An 18,961-nucleotide genomic window follows, 5' to 3' on the forward strand; every position below is an offset into this window, starting at 1 on the left:
GCGGGCGCCGGGTCCCGCGGGTCCTAGCCCAGCGGGCCGACCACGGACTCGACGGCTCCCTTCACCGCCTCGCCCCGCACCAGCTGGGTCATCGTCTCGATCTCGGGGGCGAGCCGTCGGTCCGGGCCCACGCCGTCGACACGCTCGCGGATCGCGGCGAGCGCGGCGGCGGTGGCGGGAGCCGGGGCGAGCGGGGAGCGCAGCTCGAGGCCGCGGGCGCCGGCCATGAGCTCGATCGCGAGCACCCTGGTCAGCGCGTCGACCGCACGGCGCAGCTTGCGCGCGGCCGACCAGCCCATCGAGACGTGGTCCTCCTGCATCGCCGAGGACGGGATCGAGTCGACGCTCGCCGGAGCGGCGAGCCGCTTCATGTCGCTGACCAGCGATGCCTGCGTGTACTGGGCGATCATGAGGCCGGAGTCGATGCCCGGGTCCGCGCCGAGGAACGCCGGGAGACCATGGGAGCGGGCGGGATCCAGCAGCCGGTCCGTGCGACGCTCGCTCATCGAGGCGAGGTCCGCGGCGGCGATCGCCAGGAAGTCGCAGACGTACCCCACGGGCGCGCCGTGGAAGTTGCCGTTGGACTCCACCCGGCCGTCGTCCAGCACGACGGGGTTGTCGATCGCGCTGGCCAGCTCGACGGCGGCGACCTGCTCCGCATGGGCGAGCGTCGCACGGAAGGCGCCTGCGACCTGGGGAGCGCAGCGCAGCGAGTAGGCGTCCTGGACGACGGTGCAGTCCGCGCCCCGATGGCTCGCGACGATCGCCGAGTCCGCCAGCAGCGAGACCAGGTTCCTGGCCGAGGCCTTCTGGCCGGGGTGCGGGCGGACCTCCTGCAGTGCCGGGTCGAACACGCGATCCGTGCCGAGCAGCGCCTCGACGCTCATCGCGGCGGAGACGTCGGCCGTCCGGGCCAGGACGTGCAGGTCGTGGATCGACAGCGCGAGCATCCCCAGCATGCCGTCGGTGCCGTTGATGAGCGCGAGGCCCTCCTTGGCCTGCAGCGTGATCGGCTCCGCGCCGAGCTCCGCGAGCGCGTCGGCGCTGCCCCTCAGGCGCCCCTGCCGGTCACGCACCTCTCCCTCGCCGATGACCGCGAGGGCGCAGTGCGCGAGCGGCGCGAGGTCGCCGGAGCAGCCCAGCGAGCCGTTCTCGAGGACGACCGGCGTGAGCCCCTCGTTCAGCAGCAGCGCGTACCGCTCGGCGACCTCCGGCCGCACCCCGGTGCGGCCGGTGGTCAGCGTCTGCAGGCGCAGCAGCATCAGCGCCCTGGTCGTCTCCTCCTCGACCTCCGCGCCGGTCCCCGCCGCGTGCGAGCGGACGAGGGAGGCCTGCAGCCGCTCCCTGGAGTCGACGTCGATCTTCCGGTCCGCGAGGGCGCCGAATCCGGTGGAGACGCCGTAGGCGGGCGTCTGCCCCGAGGCGAGAGAGTCGACCGCGGCCCTGCCCGCGACCATCCGCTCCCGTGCCGCCTCGGCGATCTCGACCGAGGCACGGCGGCGTGCGACCTGCACGACCTCCTCGACCGTCAGCGGGCGTTCCCCCAGGACGACGGGGCGGGGTGCCGTCCCGGTCTGCTGATCCTCGCTCGCACTCGTCATCTGCTCGCCTGCTCCTCGTCCGGACGGATGGTGCTGTCACCCTCCAGAGTGACCCCTCGTCGGCGCGCGCGGGCTGCGGGAGCGCCGCTTCCGTCCGGGATACCGGATCGGGCGCGTCTCGCAGGAGGCCGGGCACTCCGCTCGCGGCGCGGCGGCGGCACCGGGCACCGCCTAGGCTCGAGTCCATGGATGAGGTCGGCGAGGTCGGGCGCGACGAGGAGCTCGACGGCTCCGCGGAACACGTCGGCTCCCCCGCCGGCGTCGGGCCCGCCGCGGACGTCGGACGCTGGTTCGCCACCGCCACCTCGCGCCCGCTCGACGGGCCCGGCCCCGCCCGCGGCGGGCCGCGCCTGCCCGCCTGGGGGCCGATGGACGGGGCGCCCTACGGTCTGCGCAGCCACGACGACGAGATCGCCGAGGCGCTCGCGCTGCTGCGCGACCGCCCCGTCGCGGTGCTGACCGGCGCGGGGATGTCCACCGGCTCGGGGCTGCCGGACTACAGGGGCCGCGACGCGGTGCCGCGCACGCCCATGACCTACCAGGAGTTCATGGGGCACGACCTGGCTCGACGCCGCTACTGGGCCCGGTCGACGGTGGGCTGGGAGCAGTTCCGCCGCGCACGCCCCGGCCGTGCGCACCGCCTGCTCGCGGCGCTGGACCCGTCGGCCTTCCCGGTCACCTCCGTGATCACCCAGAACGTGGACGGCCTCCACGCGGCCGCGGGCTCCGCCCCGGTGATCGACCTGCACGGGCGGCTGGACCGCGTGCGCTGCCAGCAGTGCGGCGCCCTCTCCTCCCGCATCGCGCTGCACCAGCGGATGCTCTCGATGAACCCCGAGCTCGCCGCGCGCCTGCCCGAGCTCGCCGCCGATGCCGCCCAGGCCCCCGACGGGGACGCCGAGGTGGATCGCACCAGCTCCTTCCGCTATCCGCCGTGCGCGCTGTGCGGCGGGATCGTGAAGCCGGACGTGGTGTTCTTCGGGGAGTCCGCGCGGCGCGAGGTGGTCGCCGAGGCGTTCGCGGCGCTCGCGGACGCCCGGGCGCTGCTCGTGCTCGGCTCCTCGCTGACCGTGCAGTCCGGGCTGCGGTTCGTGCGCGCCGCCCGCCGGCAGGACAAGCCCGTCGTGATCCTCAACGACGGTCCCACGCGCGCCGACGCCGAGGCGACGCTGCGGGTGCACGGGCGGCTCGAGGACGTGCTCGCGCGCTGGGCCGCCGCCGTCGGCGCGATCCCCTGAGCCGACCCGCCGGGGATCAGCCCAGGGGCCCGGGCGGGTCCGGGGCGAGGGTGCCGTCGGGGGCGATGTGCTCGAACATCTGCCGCACGATCGTGAGCACGTGCGGATCGTCGACGACGTAGTAGAGATGGCGCCCCTCGCGCCGCGCGCTGACCAGGCCGGCCAGGCGCATCTTGCTCAGATGCTGGCTCGCCGTGGTCAGCGTCACGCCGGCGGCCTGCGCGAGCGAGGTGACGTCCCGTTCGCCCTCGGCCGCGAGCACGACGAGGTGCAGTCTGACCGGTGACGACAGGAGCCGGAAAGCCTGCGAGATCACGTCGAGCTGCACCGGGGTCGGATCGATCGCCATCTACCCATCATGCCAAGCGGAGGGGTCGTTTCCGGGGAGAACGCCGCCCGTCCGGGGAGAACACCGCCCGGGGCCGGCCGACGGCGGGCGCGCCGCGCGAGGGCCGCGCTTCCCGGGCCCCGCAGGAGTTCCTCTCAGGTCGCCCCCGGCGTGGGCTCCCCGCTGATCAGCACGGTCGCGAGCGCGCGAAGGGAGGCGCGGTCCACGGGACGGATCTCGAGGGGCGGGTCCTCGGCATCCGGATCGAGCGCCTCCATGGTGAGCATGCCGTCGGCCGTGGCGTAGGCGCTGAGCTGCTGGACGGTGCCGTTCGTCGTGCGCACCACGGTGAGCACGGTCAGCGCCCTGGTCGCCGCGAGACGGGCGGCGAGTGGATGCGCCGGCAGCTCGGAGCCGCGCACCCGCACCGCCTCGCCGTCGGCGTGCGCGGCACCGGCAGGATCGAGGAAGGCGGTCAGGCGCTCGGCCGCCCGTTCGGGCGCGAGCACGGTGAAGCGGTGGAGGCCCTCGGCCGTGACCTCCTCCTCGAGCACCCCGCCCGGATGGGTGAACAGGTGCAGCCGGTGCACCTGCGGACCGGCCTCGGTGCGGACGGTGCGCTCGGCCGTGGTGAACGACTGCGCGGTGCGGCGCAGCACGAGGCAGCCGGAGATCTCGGGCACCGCTCGCCAGCGGGGCCCCTCCCCGTGGCCGGAGGTGCGCGTGAGGACCTGGCCGGCGGCGATCAGGCCGCGCAGCGCGACCGCCGCGGCGAGGCGGCGCTGCTCGGGGTGCTGCTCGAGCCAGGGGCTCGCGACGAACTGCCGACGCTCGTAGCCGTCGAGCGCCGCGATCTGCTCGTCGCTCAGCGTGACCACCGGCGCGGGAGCCGCGGGCGTGGTGGAAGCGGCGCGTGGAACGGCGCTGTCCTCGCCGCGCACGCGATCCAGCAGGTCGCGGGCGGCGGCGACGTCCTCCGGCGTGTACCGCAGCGGCTGCTCGGGATCCGTGCCGCCGATCCCCGCCGGCAGATCGGGGAACTCCCCCGGGGGCGCGGGGGCGGGGTCCGGGGAGGGCTCGCTCATCCCTCGAGGCTATCGGGCGTGGGGCGGCGACTCAGCTGCTCTTCGGCGTCTCCCCCGTGGACCGGAAGTGCAGCAGCCCGGGCGAGGTGACGTCCGCGCACCGGGGGCGGACAATGGGCAGCATCCGCCGTCGGACGAAGGAGCCGCCCCATGACCGCCCCCGCCGCTGCCGCCATCGACCTCAACGCCGACCTCGGGGAGGGCTACGGCGACTGGTCGATGGGTGAGGACGCGGCCATGCTCGACGTGGTGACCACCGCGAACATCGCCTGCGGCGGCCATGCCGGGGACGCCCGGTCGATGCGCGCCGCCTGCCGGGCCGCGGCCGCCCGCGGTGTCGCGATCACCGCGCACGTCGCCTATCCGGACCTCCAGGGCTTCGGCCGACGCTTCCTCGACATCGCCCCCGCGGACCTCACGGACCAGGTGGTCGTGCAGGTCGGGACGCTGCAGGCGATGGCCCGGGCCGAGGGCACGAGCGTGCGCGGGGTGAAGCCCCACGGCGCCCTGTACAACGCGCTCGCCCATCACGAGGCGCAGGCCGGGGCGGTGGTGCGGGCGCTCGGCGAGCTGGGCTCGCTGCCCCTGGTCGCGGCGCCCGGCGCGGCGGTCGTCCCGTTGGCGGAGGCGGCGGGGCTCGAGGTGGTGCTCGAGGGCTTCGCGGACCGCGTCGTCCTCCCGGACGGCACTCTCGCCCCGCGCTCGCGGCCCGGCGCCGTGCTCACCGATCTCGCGGCCGTGACCGCGCAGGCGCTGTCGATCGTGACCGCCGGCGGGGTGCGGTCGGCCGACGGGACGTGGGTGGAGCTCCCGGTCCGCTCCCTGTGCCTGCACGGGGACACCCCGGGTGCCGTCGAGCTCGCCAGGGCGGTGCGCGCCCGGCTCGAGGAGGCGGGCACCGAGCTGAGGGCGGCGCTGTGAACCGCCGGACGCCCGACCGCTCCGCCCCGGAGGACCCCGCGGCAGGCCCCACCGCGCCGGGGCGCTCCACGGGGGACCGCACCATGCCGCAGCACTCCACCGCCGGCCTGCTCCCGCCTCCGCACCGCGTGCACCGCGCCGGGGAGACGGGGCTGCTCGCGGAGTATCGGGACACCGCCGCAGTGCTCGCCGCGGCGGAGGCGGTGCGCACGCTCCGTCCCGCGCACCTGCTCGATCTCGTCCCCGCAGAGCACACCCTGCTGCTGCGCGGCACCGACCCCCGCGACCTCCCCGACCTCCAGGCCCTGCTCGCACAGCTGCCGCCCGCGGCGGCGGAGGACGCGGCGCCGGCCGAGACGAGCGTGGGCATCGTCTACGACGGGGAGGACCTCGACGAGGTCGCCGGGCTGCTCGGCATGAGCGCGGAGGCCCTGATCCGTGCGCACTCCGGGACGACCTGGACGGCGGCCTTCGGCGGCTTCGCGCCGGGCTTCACGTATCTCCTCGCGGAGGTTCCGCCGGGGTCGCCGGAGGCGCAGGGAGGGACCGGCCCCGTCGGCCCGCCCTGGGAGGTGCCGCGCCGCGCGGAGCCCCGCAACGCCGTGCCCGCGGGCGCCGTCGGCCTCGCCTCCCGCTACTGCGGCATCTACCCGCGTCCCTCCCCCGGCGGCTGGCAGCTGATCGGACGCAGCGACGCCCCTCTGTTCGACGCGCACCGGGAACCGCCGGCCCTGCTCACCTCGGGCACGCGCGTGCGCTTCACCCCGCAGCGCGCGAGCTCCCGCCCCTCGGCCACGACCGCCGCCCTCGCTCGCGCCGCACGGGAGGCCGCGGCCGTCCCCGCGCGGCTGGGTCAGCGGCGCGGGCGACCCGGCGCCGAGAGCGTCCGCCCCGTGCTCGAGATCCTCTCCCCCGGCCCGCTCGCTCTGCTGGAGGATGCCGGTCGCCCAGGGCGGGGCGCGATCGGCGTGAGCAGCTCCGGGGCCTTCGACCGCGGCGCGATGCAGCGCGCGAACCGGGCCGTCGGCAACCCCGGAGGGGCGGCCGTGCTCGAGGCGCTCGTCGGACCGGTGCTGCTGCGCGCCGCTGCGCCGACGGTCCTGGCCGTCTCCGGGGCACGGGCCCCGGTGCGGATCGGGCGCCGGGACGAGGAGGTCGGCGACGTGGCGCTCCCGGCCGAGGCCTCGCGGGAGCATGCCCTCGCCCTGGACCCCGGCGACCGGATCGAGGTGGGGCCGGCCGAGGACGGGCTGCGCCTGGTCCTCGCCGTCCGGGGCGGGATCACGCGGCTCACGCGGGCATCGTCGGCGTCTGAGCACGACGGCGAGCCGGTCCCGGGCGCCGACCCCGCCCCCGACCGGAGCCGACAGGTCGACATCGAGGTGCTCGGCTCCCGCTCCCGCGACACCCTCTCCGGACTCGGGCCCGAGCCGCTGCAGGCCGGGGACGTGCTGTGCGTCGGGCGCGAGCAGGGGCTGGACGCGGTGCCCGTGGTCGCACCGGCGGCGGCGGACGGCCCCGGATCCCCGTCGGCCGATGCGGCCCTCCGGATCCCCGTCCTCGTCGGACCGCGCGAGGCGCTGCTCGGCGCGGAGGCGGTCGCGGCCCTGCTCGGCACGGAGTGGACCGTGCGACAGGACTCCGACCGGGTGGGCGTGCGGCTCGAGGGGCCCGCGCTGCCGGTGCCGGAGGGCGCGGGATCCGTGCCGAGCGAGCCGATGCTGCCCGGGGCGGTGCAGGTGCCGCCCTCGGGCCTGCCCGTCGTGTTCGGACCCGACCACCCCACCACGGGCGGCTACCCGGTGATCGCCGTGGTCACCCGGCGCGGGCTCGACCGGCTCGCCCAGACCGGCGCCGGCACACGGCTGCGCTTCGTCGACGCGGCCGACGCGACCGGCCGCGAGGGTGACGGGGACGCCGACGGGAGGCGCTGGTCGCCGCCGGCCGGCCGATGACACGATGGAGCCCATGCCCCACCTCCTGCCCGACCCCGCCTACTTCGCGACCCTGCCCAAGGTGATCTCCTCCGGGGCGGTGGTCCTGCGGGACGAGCACGGCCACCTGGTGATCGAGAAGCCGAACTACCGCGACCACTGGCTGCTGCCCGGCGGCGGCGTCGACCCTGGCGAGGACGCCCGCCGGTGCGCGCAGCGCGAGGTGCACGAGGAGCTGGGCCTCGACGTCGAGGTGGGGCGGATGCTCGCGGTGGACTGGATCCCCTCGAGCGTGGTGCGCGGCGCCCCGATGGGCGTGCACTTCCTGTTCGACGCAGGTGTGATCCCGCGGGCCGAGCTCGAGTCGCAGGTGATCCCGCAGGTCGAGGAGCTCGACGACTGGGCCCTGGTCGCGGAGGAGCAGCTGGACCTGCTCGGGCCCTGGGGCGCGGCCCGCACCCGTCGCGCGCTCGCGGTCCTGCGCGGCGAGATCGGCCTCGACCTCGTCTCCCACCCCGCCCGCTGACCCGTCGGGCGCGGGCATTGCGTCCCGCGCCTCGAGACCGGACGGGCGGGCGACGAGAATGCAACGCTTCCGAGACCTCCCGCTTTTCCTCACAGTGACCAGGAGTCCTGCGCGGGGTGCAGCACCACGGCGCCGCGAGATGTGATCCCCGTCGCAGGCCGGGCTCGTCGTGGTGAGCCATGATGTGCCCACCCCGCCCCCGGTGCGCCTCGCGCCGTCCCCACCGTCGGAGAAGACCATGAGCCCCTCCCACCTCGCTCCGGACTCCGCGCCGGTCCGCCGACCGCTGACCCGCTCGCAGCGCCTGGACCGCCTCCCCTTCACCCGCAAGCACGGCAGGCTGCTGGGCGCCTCCGGGATCGGCTGGGCGCTGGACGCGATGGACGTCGGCCTGATCTCCTTCGTCATCGCCGCCCTGGCAGTCCACTGGGACCTCGCGAAGTCCGACGGCTCCCTCATCGCCTCCGCCGGCTTCGCCGGGATGGCGATCGGCGCGAGCCTCGGCGGACTGCTGGCCGACAGGCTCGGCCGACGCTCCGTCTTCGCCCTCACACTGCTCGTCTACGGCCTGGCCACCGGCGCCTCCGCCCTCGCGATGGGGGTCGGCACGCTGATCGCGCTGCGGTTCGTGGTGGGCCTCGGCCTCGGCGCCGAGCTGCCCGTCGCCTCGACCCTCATGAGCGAGTTCGCCCCGGCCCGGATCCGCGGCCGCATCATCGTGTGGCTCGAGGCGTTCTGGGCGGGCGGCTGGATCCTCGCCGCCGTGATCGGCACCTTCGTGGCGACCTCGGGGCCGACGGGATGGCGCTGGGCGCTGGCCCTCGGCATGGTCCCGGCCGCCTACTCGATCGTGATCCGGCTGGGGATGCCCGAGTCGGTGCGCTTCCTGGAGACGAAGGGCCGTCACGAGGAGGCCGAGCGGATCGTGCGCGACTTCGAGGCCTCCGCCGGGCTCGACGCCGCAGCGCAGGGCGTCCTCGCCTCCGACGCCGGCACCGAGGAGGGCCGCGTCGCCGCGGACGCCGTGGGCGTCGTGCCCGAGGCCGACCAGGTCGCCTCCGGCGGCATCTGGTCCGCCGCGCTGCGCGCCCGCACCGCCGGGCTGTGGGTGGTGTGGGCCTGCATCAACCTCGCCTACTACGGCGCGTTCATCTGGATCCCGACGCTGCTCGTGGACCGCGGCTTCACCCTCACCCAGTCCTTCACCTTCACGCTCATCATCACCCTCGCCCAGATCCCCGGCTACGCCGCCGCGGCCTGGCTCATCGAGGTGCTCGGGCGGCGCTGGACCCTCACGCTGTTCCTCGCCGGCTCGGCGGTCAGCGCCGTGGGCTACGGCATGGCCGACTCCGAGGCGACGATCCTCGTGGCCGGATGCCTGCTGAGCTTCTTCAACCTGGGTGCCTGGGGCGCGCTGTACGCGATCGGCCCGGAGCTCTACCCCACCGCGGTGCGCGGCACGGGCACGGGAGCGGCTGCCGCCTTCGGCCGGCTCGCCTCGATCGCGGCCCCGTTCCTGGTCCCCGTGCTCGTGGTCTCCGGCGGGCAGTGGCTCGCATTCGCGGTGTTCGCCCTCGCCTTCGCCGTCGCCGCCGCCGCGGCCTTCACCCTCCCCGAGCAGCGCGGGAAGGCGCTGGCGGAGTAGAGCCGGAGGCCAGGGGTGCGGCACTCCCGGCAGCCCGGGTCCGAGCAGGGCCGGGCTCAGCCGGCCCGGCCCGGCCCGGTCAGGTCGGGCCGGTCAGCCCGGCCCGGTCAGCGCGGCCCGGTCAGGTCGGCCCGATCAGCTCGGGCCGGTCAGCTCACTTCTCGAGGGAGCCGTCGTAGGCGCAGATCGCGTCGACCTTCGCGGCGGAGGAGGACTCGGGGTCGAACTCGAGGTCCAGCCACACCTTGACCAGCTCCTTGGCCAGCTCCAGCCCGATCACGCGCTCGCCCATGGTGAGGACCTGGGCGTTGTTCGACAGCACCGAGCGCTGCACCGAGTACAGATCGTGCGCGGTCACGGCACGGATGCCGGAGACCTTGTTCGCCGCGATCGCGACGCCCAGGCCCGTGCCGCAGACCAGCAGGGCACGATCCGCCTCGCCGGCGGCGATCTTCTCCGCCGCCTCGACCGCGACGTTCGGGTAGTAGGTGCCGTCCTCACGGCCGGTCACGCCCACATCGATGACCTTCTCCACGCGGGGGTCGTTCTCCAGCAGCTCCTTGAGCGCGGACTTGTGGCCGTAGCCGGCATTGTCGCTGCCGGTGACGATGGTCAGAGCCATGATGTTCTCCTTCAGATCAGATGACGCGCGACCGGGACGGCCCCGACGCGCGTGACGGTGATGGATCGGTGTGCGAAACGTGGACGAGCCGCCCGTGTCAGGATCTCAGCCGTTCCCGGGCCGGAAACGGCTGAGAACCTGACACTCGCGGACCACCCGGCCCCGGCCCGCCGGGTCAGGCCGTGAGCTTCTCGGCCAGCAGGGTCACGATCTTCGAGAAGGAGATCGCGCCCGGGTCCGGGGTGCCCACGGACTTCTCGCCGTGGTTGCGGGCACGGCCCATCGTCGCAGCGATGTCGGACGTCGCCTCGGCGGCCTCGACCGCGCGGGCCGCAGCGGTCTCGATCGTGCGCGAGGCGGAGGCGGCCGGGCCCTCCCCCTCCTCGGCGCCCGTGGCCAGGGAGAGGCTGATCGCCTCGCGGAAGGGCACGGCCGCGTCGACCATGGTCTTGTCGCCGGGCTTCGCGCCGCCGAGCCGCTCGACCGCCTCGACGGCCTGGACGAGCCCGGTGAGCAGCTGCTCCCCGGAGACGGCGGCGTCGTCGGCGAAGGCGCGGCCCAGGCTGGTCAGCGCCGCGCCCCAGAGCGCGCCCGAGGTGCCGCCGGCCTCGGCGGACCAGGCGGCGCCGGCCTGGACGAGGACGGTGCGGGCACCGCCGTCGGCCCCGGTGACGTGCTCGGCGGCCGCGCGGGCGGCCTTCGCGCCGAGCACCATGCCCTGGCCGTGGTCGCCGTCCCCGGCGATCGCGTCCATCCGGCCGAGCTCCGGCTCGAGCTCGACCAGCAGCGTCTCGACGTCGGCGAGGATCCCTGCGATCCGCTCGGCCGACTCCCGGGACTCTGCGGAGGCCTCCGGGATCGGGTCCTCGCCGGGGGTGTAGATCTCGGTGCGCTCGGTGCCGAGGTCGCCCTCGACGGTCCCGCCGCGCCGGAAGGCCGGGGCGTCGGCGGCGGCGAGCCAGTGCTGCTCGAGCTCCTCGTCCAGGCGCATCACGGTCAGGGACAGCCCGGCCATGTCGAGGCTGGTCACGTGCTCGCCCACCTCGGGGCGCACGATCGTCAGGCCCGCCTCGGCCAGGAGCTGCGAGGCGTGCTTCCACACCACGAACATCTCCTCGTGCTTCACGGTGCCCAGACCGTTCAGCACCACCGCGACACGGTCGGAGGAGAGCTCGGGGGTCTCGGCGAGCACCCCGTCGACCAGCACCTTCGCGAGCTCCTTCGCGCTCGGCATGGGCTTCTCGTCGATGCCGGGCTCGCCGTGGATGCCCAGGCCGATCGCCATCTTCCCCTCGGGGACGTGGAAGAGGGCGTCCTCCGCGCCCGGCAGGGTGCAGCCGTCGAAGGCGACGCCGAGGGAGCGGGTGGCGTCGTTCGCCTTCCAGGCCAGGCGCTCGGCCGTCTCGAGGTCGGCGCCGGCCTGGATGGCGGCCCCGGCGACCTTGAAGATGGGCAGGTCGCCGGCGATGCCGCGGCGGTCGCGGTGCTCGCCCTCGCGGCCGGAGGCGATGTCGTCGCTGACGGCGACGATGCGCACGTCGATGCCCTCGGCGCGCAGCTTCTCGGCGGCGACGCCGAAGTGGAGCACGTCGCCGGCGTAGTGGCCGAAGCCGAGGATCACGCCGCCGCCGTTCTCGGCGTTCTTCGCGACCGAGTACACCTGGTCCGAGGACGGGGAGGAGAAGATGTTCCCGCACGGCGCGCCATGGGCGAAGCCCGGCCCGACCCAGCCGGCGAAGGCCGGGTAGTGGCCGGAGCCGCCGCCGACGACGAGCGCGGGCTGCCCCTGCGGTGTCCGCTTGGCGCGCACCACGCCGCCGTGCACGCGCAGCAGCTCCTCGGGATGCGCGGCGACGAGGCCCTCGACGGCGTCGGAGGGGAAGGTCTGGGGATCATCGAACAGGTAGGTCATCGGGTCTCTCCGGATCGGCGGGGTCGGGGGCGGATGGCGGATGGGCGGCGGGCCGACGACCGGCGAGCGGTCGGTCGGCCCGCGGTCTGACCGTCGGGCGGACGGTCCACGGGCGAGCGTGCGGGGCCGACGCTCCTCGTCGGCCCCGCACGAGGGCTCAGGCGGCGGTGTAGCCGCCGTCGATCGACAGGATCGAGCCTGTCACGAAGCTGGACGCGTCGGAGGCGAGGTACACGGCGGCGCCGGCGAGCTCCTCGGGCTCACCGGGGCGGGACATCGGGGTCATCATGTTCCAGATGTCGATCTGCTCGCCGCCGGCCTCGTAGAACCCGCGGGTCAGCTCGGTGCGCATGTAGCCGGGGGCGATCGCGTTCACGCGCACGCCGCGGGAGGCCCACTCGAGAGCGGCGGAGCGGGTGAGGTTGTGGACCGCGGCCTTCGAGGCGTTGTAGGAGGCCTGGGTCTGGGGGACGTTGGCGATGATGCCGCTCATGGAGCCGGTGTTGATGATGCTGCCGCGGCCGCGCTCGAGCATGCGCCGGCCCACGGCGGAGAGCACGTGGTAGACGCCGTCGAGGTTCAGGCTCATCACGGCCCGCCACCTCTCGCCGTCGCCGTCCTCGAGGGGGTGGTGGATCGTGCGTCCGGCGTTGTTGAGCAGGATCTCGAGCCCGCCGACCTCCTCGTCGATCGCGGCGACGACCCGCTCGACCATGCCCTGGTCGGTGACGTCGAGGTGGCGGTAGGAGACCTCCACGCCGGTCTCGGCGGCGAGGTCCTTCGCGGCCTGCTCGCCGGTGGCGTCGTCGATGTCGGCCAGCACGATCGGGGCGCCGTGCTGGGCGAGGCCCTTCGCCATCGCGAGGCCGAGGCCCTTCGCGCCGCCGGTGACGAGGGCGGTGCGGCCGGTGAGGTCGAACAGAGAGCTGGTGCCGGTGGTCATGGGTGCTCCTTCGAGACGAGGACTGGGGCGGAGAGGCGGACGGTGCGCGCCGCGGGCGGGCGAGGCGCGCCTCGAGCAGGCGGTGCGCGCCCGGCCGGGCGTGCGATGCGCCCCGGGGGCCGACGGATCCGTCGGCCCCCGGGGCGACGGCTCAGGACTCGGCGGCGGCGATGTCCTTCTTGCCGAGGCGGGGCTGGTCGACCTTCAGCGCGAAGGTCATGAGGAAGGCGCACAGGTAGAGGACCACGAAGGCCCAGACCACGCCGACGTTCCCACCCCAGGGGCGGACGATCGCGACCACGGCCGAGCCGAGGAAGGTCGCACCGCCCGCGGCGGTGGTGTACATGGCCATCGCGGCGCCCTTGTGGTCGGGGGCGAGCGCCGGCATGATCGCGCCGAGCGGCACGAAGCCGGCCAGCAGGATGCCGAAGACGGTGCCCGCGATGAGGGAGACGACGAAGCCCCAGTCGGAGCCGGCCGGCACCCAGTGCGGCACGTACCACCACAGCAGCAGGCCGATCGCGGAGCCGACGATGCCGAACCAGCGCACCGTGGTGGTCCATCCGATGCGGTCGCCGAGGGCGCCGAAGGCGGCGTTGAACAGGATGTTGCCGGCGAAGATCACCGAGGTCATGAGCAGCCAGCGACTCTGCCCCCAGCCGAGGGTCTCGGCGATGACGGTGGGCAGGATGATGAACATGCCGAACTGCGGGGCGGTGTTGATCAGGCGGGTCAGGAAGCCCAGCAGGACGCGCTTGTTCCGCCAGGACAGGACGACACCCGAGAGGATGACCTGGCGGCTGGTCTCGCCCTCCGGGGCGAGGCGGCGGTCGCCGTGCTCCTCGCGCACGCCGAGCCGGGCGATGAGGAATCCGGCGACGACGATCGCGGTGGAGGCGATCATGGCCCAGCGCTCGCCGAACAGGCCGCCGCCGAAGGCGGGGATCAGCCCGATGGCGACGAGCGAGCCGATGGTGGGCATGCCGCCGGTGAACATGACGTAGAACCAGCCCACGGCCGCGCCGTTGCGCTCTTTGGGCACGACGGCGTTGACCCACACGAGGAAGGCGAAGGCGAACAGCGGGAAGCCGAAGCCGCGCAGGAGGTAGCTGCCGAAGATCAGCGGCACGGACTCGGTCGCGAGCGCGCCGACGAACGCGGCCTGGAACACGACCCAGACCGCGACGCCCAGCAGCATCACCTTCTGCGGGCCCCAGAGGTCCGAGAGGGCGCCGGCGAGATAGGAGCCGATCAGGGAGGCGAGCGAGTAGAAGGTGATGACGGTCGCGGCGAGGTTGATCATCTCGTCGCCGCCGCCGAAGACCTCGGCCATGTGCGGGGAGACGAAGTTCGTCTCCACGCCGTTGCCGGTCATGAACACCAGCACGCCGAGGAAGCCCCAGCGCAGGGCGTGGGGGATGCCGATGCGGTCCAGGAAGGTCTCCTGGGAGGTGCCGGCTTCAGGCACCACCTCGTCCGTCGTGGTCGGGGTGGGGGTCATGAGGACACTCCTTCGTGCGGCGGATCTTCGGTGGCCGCCGGTGACTCGCTGCCCGGGGGCGCGGAGCGCTGCGGCCGACGGGGACGACACTAGGACCCGTCGACACATACGTCAAGCACAAATGTTCCGGACTGGGGTGACTCCCGTCTCCCCGCCGTCGGCCCAGGTCACGACCTCGTGAAAGAGCGGTCCGCGATGCGGAACGCCCCGCATCGCGGACCCTGCCTCACTCGGTGTAGGTGAACGGCGCCGTCATCTTGTCGACGTTGTCCTCGGTGATGAGGATGCAGTCCAGCGCCTGCTTCTCCTCCTCCGGCTCGGTGCCGTTGCGCAGGAAGTCGTCGGCCATCTCGATGACCAGCTCGGCGAACTGGGCCACGGGCTGCAGCACCGTGTACGCGAGCTCTCCGTTCTTGATCGCCTCGACCGCGTCGGGCGAGCCGTCGAAGCCGCCGACGACGATCCCCTCGAGCGCCCCGGCCTCCTTGAAGGCCGCGATCGCGCCGAGCGCCATCTCGTCGTTGCCGGAGATGAGGCCGTCGATGTCCGGATGGGCCTGCAGCAGGGACTGCGCCTTGTCGTGACCCTTGGTGCGGTCCCAGTCCGCGACCTCCTCCCCCACCTTCTCGAGGTCGGGGTACTGGCTGATCGTGGTCGTGAAGCCGTTGGAGCGGGTCTGGGCGTTGTTGTCCGAGGGCAGGCCGAACAGCTCCACGTAGGTGCCGGAGCCTCCCATCCGCTCGACCCATTCCTGGGCACCGAGCGCCGCGCCCTGGGCGTTGTTCGAGACCAGCTGCGCCTTCGCGACGCCGGCCTCGTTGATCTCGGCGTTGATGAGGAAGACGGGGATGTCCGCCTGGATCGCCTTCTTGATCGTGCCGATCGACCCGTCGGCGTTGGCCGGATCCATGATCAGCGCGACCGACTGGTTCGAGATCGCGGTGTCGACCAGGGTGTTCTCGGTGTTGGTGTCGCCCTTGTGGGCGCCGACGGTGGTCGTGTAGCCGAGCTCCTCGGCCTTGGCCGCGGCGACGTCGCCCTCGGTCTTCCAGTACGGGTTCGAGGGGTCGTTGACGATGATCGTGATGAGACCGCCGTCGACCCCGCCACCCCCGCCGCCGTCGTCGGAGGAGCCGCCGGAGGCGCTGTCGTCGGAGCCGCCGCATGCGGCCAGGCCCGCCGCCGCGGCGCCGATGCCGAGGGCGGAGAGGAAGTGCCTGCGTTCCATGATGTGTTCCTTTCGTGGGGATGCGCCCGGGTGGAGGCATCGGTGCCGGGCCCGAGGGCCCACCTGCGGTGGAGGGTCAGGAGGTGGTGGTCGCGTCGGCCGGCGCGGCGGTCGGCTGCTTCGTCCGGCGGGGCCGGCCGTACTCGAGCGAGTTCAGCATCACGGCGATGACGATCACGGCGCCCACGAAGACGGTCTGCCAGTAGGCGGAGACGCCCACGAGCACGAGCCCGTCGGAGAGGAAGCCGATCACGAAGGCGCCCAGGAGGGTGCCGCGCACGGTGCCGCGCCCGCCGGAGAGGGCCGCGCCGCCGATGACGACGCCGGCGATCGCGGTGAGCTCGTAGGTGTTGCCGGCGGTGGGGCTCGCGCTGGTCAGCGTCGAGGCGAGGATGACGCCGGCGATCGCCGAGCAGAGGCCCGCGATGACGTACACCCACACGGTCACCTTCTTCACCGGCACGCCGGAGAGCTCCGCGGCGCGGGCGTTGCCGCCGGTGGCGTACAGCCAGCGGCCGAAGGTGGTGCGGGCCAGCACGAGCGCGATGATCAGGGCGACGACCGCCATGATCAGCACGCCGACGGGGATGCCGAGGACGCGGTTGAAGCCCAGCCACTCGATGCCGGTGTTGCCCAGGCCCTCGTCGCCGGAGATGTCGTTGATGGTGCGGCCGTTCGTCATCAGCAGCGCGACGCCGCGGACCACGTAGAGCATGCCGAGCGTCGCGACGAAGGGGGCGACCTTGAAGCGGGCGACGAGCACGCCGTTGATGACGCCGATCAGTCCGCCGAGCAGCACCGCGATGAGCACCGAGACGAAGACGTTCGGGTAGAGGGTCACGCCGAAGACGTCCAGCGGGACGCCGCGGAGCAGGAAGCCCGCGATCACGGCGGAGAAGCCGAGGGTGGAGCCGACGGAGAGGTCGATGCCGCCGGTGAGGATCACCAGCAGCTGGCCCATCGAGAGCAGGGCGAAGATCGCGACGTGGGACGCCATGATCAGCAGGTTGTCGACGGTCAGGAAGTTCGGGGAGAGCAGGGAGAAGACGACGATGATCAGCGCGAGGGCGAGGAAGGCGCGCCCCTCGATGAGCAGCTTCGAGATGTCGAGGCTCTTCGTGGGCTTCTCGCCGGCGGCTGCGGCGGCGGGGGTGGCGGTCATGGTGCGGGTTCCGTTCGTGGCAGCGGGGTCAGGTGGCGACGGCTTCGCCGGAGGCGGCCATCACGTCGGCCTTGTCGGCGTCGGGTCCGAACTCGGCGGAGATGCGTCCGCGGCGCAGCACGATGATGCGGTGCGCGATGCTGAAGCATTCCTCGACCTCGGAGGTGGTGAACAGGACGGCGAGGCCGTCCCGGGCGTGGTCGGCCAGGAGGGAGAAGACCTCCGCCTTGGCGCCGATGTCGATGCCGCGGCTGGGCTCGTCCAGGAGCATGACGGCCGGGTCGGTGGCGAGCACCTTCCCGATCACGACCTTCTGCTGGTTCCCGCCCGAGAGCGCCCCGATGGGGGTCTGCGGGCCGGGGGCCTTGACGGTCACGTCCTTGATCAGCGAGGTGGCCAGCGCCTTCTCCTTGACGCGGGAGAGCAGCCCGCGGCTGAGGAAGCGGCGGATGCTCGCGAGCGTCAGGTTCTGGCCGACGGACATGGTCGGGACCAGTCCGTCCCGCTGGCGGTCCTCGGGCACGAGTGCGATGCCGCGCCCGATGCGGTCGCGGATCCCGCCGCGGTCCAGCTCCTGCCCGTCCAGCAGGACCCGGCCGCCGGCGATCTCGCCGCGCCCGGCGACGGCCTCGAGCAGCTCGGTGCGGCCGGCGCCCATCAGGCCGTACAGGCACACGATCTCCCCGGCCCGCACGTCGAGGGAGAGCCCGTCGACGATCGCCCGGTCGGGGCTCTCGGGGTCCAGCACGGTGAGGTCCTGGACCTGGAGGGCGGGCTCGCCCAGCTCGTAGCCGTCCGGCGGGGAGCCGAGGTCGAAGTTCTCCCCGACCATGTGGCGCACGATCCAGTCCAGGTCGATCTCGGCGCGGTCCCCGCGGGCGGTCATCGTCCCGTCCCGCAGCACCACGGCATGGTCGGTGACCTGCAGCGCCTCCTCGAGGTGGTGGGAGATGTAGACGAGGGAGACGCCGCGGGAGGTGAGCTCGTCGATGATGCCGAAGAGGATCTCGACCTCCTTCGCGGCGAGCGCGGAGGTCGGCTCGTCCATGATCAGGATCCGGGCGTCGATCGACAGGGCCCGGGCGATCTCGACGATCTGCTGCTGTCCCACGCGGAGGTCGCCGACGGGCGTGGAGGGGTCCACGTCCAGGTGCATCTCCTCCAGCAGCGCACGGGTCTGCCGGGTCTCCTCGGCGTAGTCCACGGCGCCGCCGCGGGTGATCTCCCGGCCCAGGAAGATGTTGTCGCGCACGGAGAGGTTCGGGGCGAGGCTGAGCTCCTGGTGGATGATCGCGATGCCGTGGTCGCGGGCATCGTTCGTGGTGGCGAAGGCGACCGGCTCCCCGTCCAGGACGATCCGCCCGGAGGTGGGCTGCTCGACCCCGGAGAGGATCTTCATCAGGGTGGACTTCCCGGCGCCGTTCTCCCCGAACAGGGTGGTGACGGTGCCGCGGTGGATGTCGAAGTTCACGCCCTTGAGGGCGCGGGTGCCGCCGTAGGTCTTGACGATGTCCCGCGCCTGCAGCACGACGTCGGCGGCGCGGGGTGTGTCCTCGGTGGTCATGACACCTCCAGGTCCGACGGGGTCACGAGCCAGCCCTCGGGGTTGATGAGGGTGAAGGCGCCGGTGACGGTGACGGTCTCGCCCTCGAGGTTCGGTGCGTCGACCGGCTCGAGCACCTGCTTCTTCATCTCCTCGTTCAGCGCGGCGCCGGCGTCCTGGAACTCGATCTGATTGGTGAACTGGGAGAAGTCGTACTCGCCGGTGGCGTCGCGCAGCTCGGTGCCGTTGATGGCGGGTCCGGTCTGGATCCGCACGGTCACGCCCTCGGGCATGCCGTCGACGGCCACCTCGTAGAGGCCGTCCTCGCCCTCGCCGACGGTGCCGGTGAAGGTGGTGGTGTAGAGGGTCTGCCCGGAGGCCTCCACGCCGTGCTCCTCCGCGGCCGCCTCGGGATCCTCGGCGATGGCCTCGGCGAGCTCGGGGGCGGGTACGGCGCTCGCGGCGATCGACTCCTGGACGGCGGGGAAGTTCTCGGCGCCGAAGGTGGCCTTGTCGAAGGCCGCCGTGCCCTCGGCGAGCTCGGACTCCTGCCCCTGTGGCACGACCTTCGTGCCCAGGACGACGACGAGGAGCGCGAGGACGGTCAGGCCGATGCCGATCCATCGGCCGAGGGGGGCCCGGCGCGGGGCCGGGCTGCGGGAGGCGCGGGGCGCGGGAGGCGCGGCGTCGGTCGTGGTGCTCATGGGGAGCCTTCCTCGGCGCCCCGGTCCACGGGTGGGGAGGGCGACGGTGCCGGGCTGTCGGGGACAGC

General features: G+C 73.7%; 16 protein-coding genes. 5 read left to right on the top strand and 11 right to left on the bottom strand.

The window, feature by feature from the left end; all coding sequences use genetic code 11:
• Positions 1-23 precede the first annotated feature (23 nt).
• The gene (hutH, locus tag D1648_RS16575) at positions 24-1,601 is read right to left on the bottom strand and encodes a histidine ammonia-lyase (RefSeq protein WP_122943698.1); all 1,578 of its coding nucleotides are present in this window, start codon (positions 1,599-1,601) and stop codon (positions 24-26) included.
• Between the two features lie 185 nt (positions 1,602-1,786).
• Between hutH and D1648_RS16580 the strand changes: the two genes are divergently transcribed.
• Positions 1,787-2,839, top strand: a complete 1,053-nt coding sequence (locus D1648_RS16580) for an NAD-dependent protein deacetylase (RefSeq protein WP_241155555.1) — start codon at positions 1,787-1,789, stop codon at positions 2,837-2,839.
• A gap of 16 nt (positions 2,840-2,855) precedes the next feature.
• On the opposite strand, the gene D1648_RS16585 is transcribed toward D1648_RS16580, so the two are convergent.
• Both D1648_RS16585 and D1648_RS16590 read right to left on the bottom strand, forming a co-directional pair.
• Complete coding sequence (locus D1648_RS16585) at positions 2,856-3,188, bottom strand: helix-turn-helix transcriptional regulator (protein ID WP_122943699.1); 333 nt, start codon at positions 3,186-3,188, stop codon at positions 2,856-2,858.
• 134 nt (positions 3,189-3,322) lie between these two features.
• Positions 3,323-4,252: a hypothetical protein gene (locus tag D1648_RS16590; RefSeq protein WP_122943700.1), complete on the bottom strand. Its 930-nt coding sequence runs from the start codon at positions 4,250-4,252 to the stop codon at positions 3,323-3,325.
• A 150-nt stretch (positions 4,253-4,402) separates the two neighbouring features.
• On the opposite strand from D1648_RS16590, the gene D1648_RS16595 reads away from it, so the two are divergent.
• The 4 genes from D1648_RS16595 (at position 4,403) to D1648_RS16610 (ending at position 9,278) form a co-directional block, all read left to right on the top strand.
• Entirely contained in the window at positions 4,403-5,173 is a 771-nt protein-coding gene (locus tag D1648_RS16595) for a LamB/YcsF family protein (RefSeq protein ID WP_122943701.1), read from the top strand.
• Positions 5,174-5,256: 83 nt separating this feature from the next.
• Positions 5,257-7,128, top strand: coding sequence for a carboxyltransferase domain-containing protein (locus D1648_RS16600; RefSeq protein WP_122943903.1), 1,872 nt, complete (start codon positions 5,257-5,259; stop codon positions 7,126-7,128).
• A 13-nt stretch (positions 7,129-7,141) separates the two neighbouring features.
• Positions 7,142-7,633, top strand: a complete 492-nt coding sequence (locus tag D1648_RS16605) for an NUDIX hydrolase (protein ID WP_122943702.1) — start codon at positions 7,142-7,144, stop codon at positions 7,631-7,633.
• A gap of 238 nt (positions 7,634-7,871) precedes the next feature.
• Positions 7,872-9,278: an MFS transporter gene (locus D1648_RS16610; RefSeq protein WP_122943703.1), complete on the top strand. Its 1,407-nt coding sequence runs from the start codon at positions 7,872-7,874 to the stop codon at positions 9,276-9,278.
• A 154-nt stretch (positions 9,279-9,432) separates the two neighbouring features.
• On the opposite strand, the gene D1648_RS16615 is transcribed toward D1648_RS16610, so the two are convergent.
• The 8 genes from D1648_RS16615 to D1648_RS16650 all read right to left on the bottom strand — a co-directional run bounded on the left by D1648_RS16615 (position 9,433) and on the right by D1648_RS16650 (position 18,893).
• Positions 9,433-9,900: a ribose-5-phosphate isomerase gene (locus D1648_RS16615; RefSeq protein WP_122943704.1), complete on the bottom strand. Its 468-nt coding sequence runs from the start codon at positions 9,898-9,900 to the stop codon at positions 9,433-9,435.
• 175 nt (positions 9,901-10,075) lie between these two features.
• Positions 10,076-11,812 carry a dihydroxyacetone kinase family protein gene (locus D1648_RS16620; RefSeq protein WP_122943705.1) on the bottom strand — a complete coding sequence of 579 codons (1,737 nt, stop codon included), beginning with the start codon at positions 11,810-11,812 and terminating at the stop codon, positions 10,076-10,078.
• A 157-nt stretch (positions 11,813-11,969) separates the two neighbouring features.
• Entirely contained in the window at positions 11,970-12,755 is a 786-nt protein-coding gene (locus D1648_RS16625) for an SDR family oxidoreductase (RefSeq protein WP_122943706.1), read from the bottom strand.
• A 151-nt stretch (positions 12,756-12,906) separates the two neighbouring features.
• Positions 12,907-14,256 carry an MFS transporter gene (locus tag D1648_RS16630; RefSeq protein ID WP_122943707.1) on the bottom strand — a complete coding sequence of 450 codons (1,350 nt, stop codon included), beginning with the start codon at positions 14,254-14,256 and terminating at the stop codon, positions 12,907-12,909.
• 226 nt (positions 14,257-14,482) lie between these two features.
• Positions 14,483-15,484 carry a D-ribose ABC transporter substrate-binding protein gene (locus D1648_RS16635; RefSeq protein WP_122943708.1) on the bottom strand — a complete coding sequence of 334 codons (1,002 nt, stop codon included), beginning with the start codon at positions 15,482-15,484 and terminating at the stop codon, positions 14,483-14,485.
• A gap of 76 nt (positions 15,485-15,560) precedes the next feature.
• Positions 15,561-16,646 (bottom strand): ABC transporter permease, encoded by a 1,086-nt coding sequence (locus D1648_RS16640; RefSeq protein WP_122943709.1) that lies wholly within the window; start codon positions 16,644-16,646, stop codon positions 15,561-15,563.
• 28 nt (positions 16,647-16,674) lie between these two features.
• Positions 16,675-18,210, bottom strand: a complete 1,536-nt coding sequence (locus tag D1648_RS16645; protein ID WP_122943710.1) for a sugar ABC transporter ATP-binding protein — start codon at positions 18,208-18,210, stop codon at positions 16,675-16,677.
• A complete protein-coding gene (locus D1648_RS16650; protein ID WP_122943711.1) occupies positions 18,207-18,893 on the bottom strand; it encodes a DUF2291 family protein in 687 nt (228 codons plus the stop codon). Before D1648_RS16650 ends, D1648_RS16645 begins: the two co-directional genes overlap by 4 nt.
• Positions 18,894-18,961: the final 68 nt, after the last annotated feature.

It is taken from the genome of Brachybacterium sp. EE-P12, from assembly GCF_003711805.1.
GTDB lineage: Bacteria > Actinomycetota > Actinomycetes > Actinomycetales > Dermabacteraceae > Brachybacterium.

Excerpts from the sequence above, each read along its gene's own strand:
- D1648_RS16630 (WP_122943707.1), bottom strand. The coding sequence starts at position 14,256 with ATGACCCCCACCCCGACCACGACGGACGAGGTGGTGCCTGAAGCCGGC.
- D1648_RS16645 (WP_122943710.1), bottom strand. The coding sequence starts at position 18,210 with ATGACCACCGAGGACACACCCCGCGCCGCCGACGTCGTGCTGCAGGCG.
- D1648_RS16620 (WP_122943705.1), bottom strand. The coding sequence starts at position 11,812 with ATGACCTACCTGTTCGATGATCCCCAGACCTTCCCCTCCGACGCCGTC.
- D1648_RS16580 (WP_241155555.1), top strand. The coding sequence starts at position 1,787 with ATGGATGAGGTCGGCGAGGTCGGGCGCGACGAGGAGCTCGACGGCTCC.
- hutH (WP_122943698.1), bottom strand. The coding sequence starts at position 1,601 with ATGACGAGTGCGAGCGAGGATCAGCAGACCGGGACGGCACCCCGCCCC.
- D1648_RS16610 (WP_122943703.1), top strand. The coding sequence starts at position 7,872 with ATGAGCCCCTCCCACCTCGCTCCGGACTCCGCGCCGGTCCGCCGACCG.
- D1648_RS16635 (WP_122943708.1), bottom strand. The coding sequence starts at position 15,484 with ATGGAACGCAGGCACTTCCTCTCCGCCCTCGGCATCGGCGCCGCGGCG.
- D1648_RS16600 (WP_122943903.1), top strand. The coding sequence starts at position 5,257 with ATGCCGCAGCACTCCACCGCCGGCCTGCTCCCGCCTCCGCACCGCGTG.
- D1648_RS16605 (WP_122943702.1), top strand. The coding sequence starts at position 7,142 with ATGCCCCACCTCCTGCCCGACCCCGCCTACTTCGCGACCCTGCCCAAG.
- D1648_RS16590 (WP_122943700.1), bottom strand. The coding sequence starts at position 4,252 with ATGAGCGAGCCCTCCCCGGACCCCGCCCCCGCGCCCCCGGGGGAGTTC.
- D1648_RS16640 (WP_122943709.1), bottom strand. The coding sequence starts at position 16,646 with ATGACCGCCACCCCCGCCGCCGCAGCCGCCGGCGAGAAGCCCACGAAG.
- D1648_RS16585 (WP_122943699.1), bottom strand. The coding sequence starts at position 3,188 with ATGGCGATCGATCCGACCCCGGTGCAGCTCGACGTGATCTCGCAGGCT.
- D1648_RS16625 (WP_122943706.1), bottom strand. The coding sequence starts at position 12,755 with ATGACCACCGGCACCAGCTCTCTGTTCGACCTCACCGGCCGCACCGCC.
- D1648_RS16650 (WP_122943711.1), bottom strand. The coding sequence starts at position 18,893 with ATGAGCACCACGACCGACGCCGCGCCTCCCGCGCCCCGCGCCTCCCGC.
- D1648_RS16595 (WP_122943701.1), top strand. The coding sequence starts at position 4,403 with ATGACCGCCCCCGCCGCTGCCGCCATCGACCTCAACGCCGACCTCGGG.
- D1648_RS16615 (WP_122943704.1), bottom strand. The coding sequence starts at position 9,900 with ATGGCTCTGACCATCGTCACCGGCAGCGACAATGCCGGCTACGGCCAC.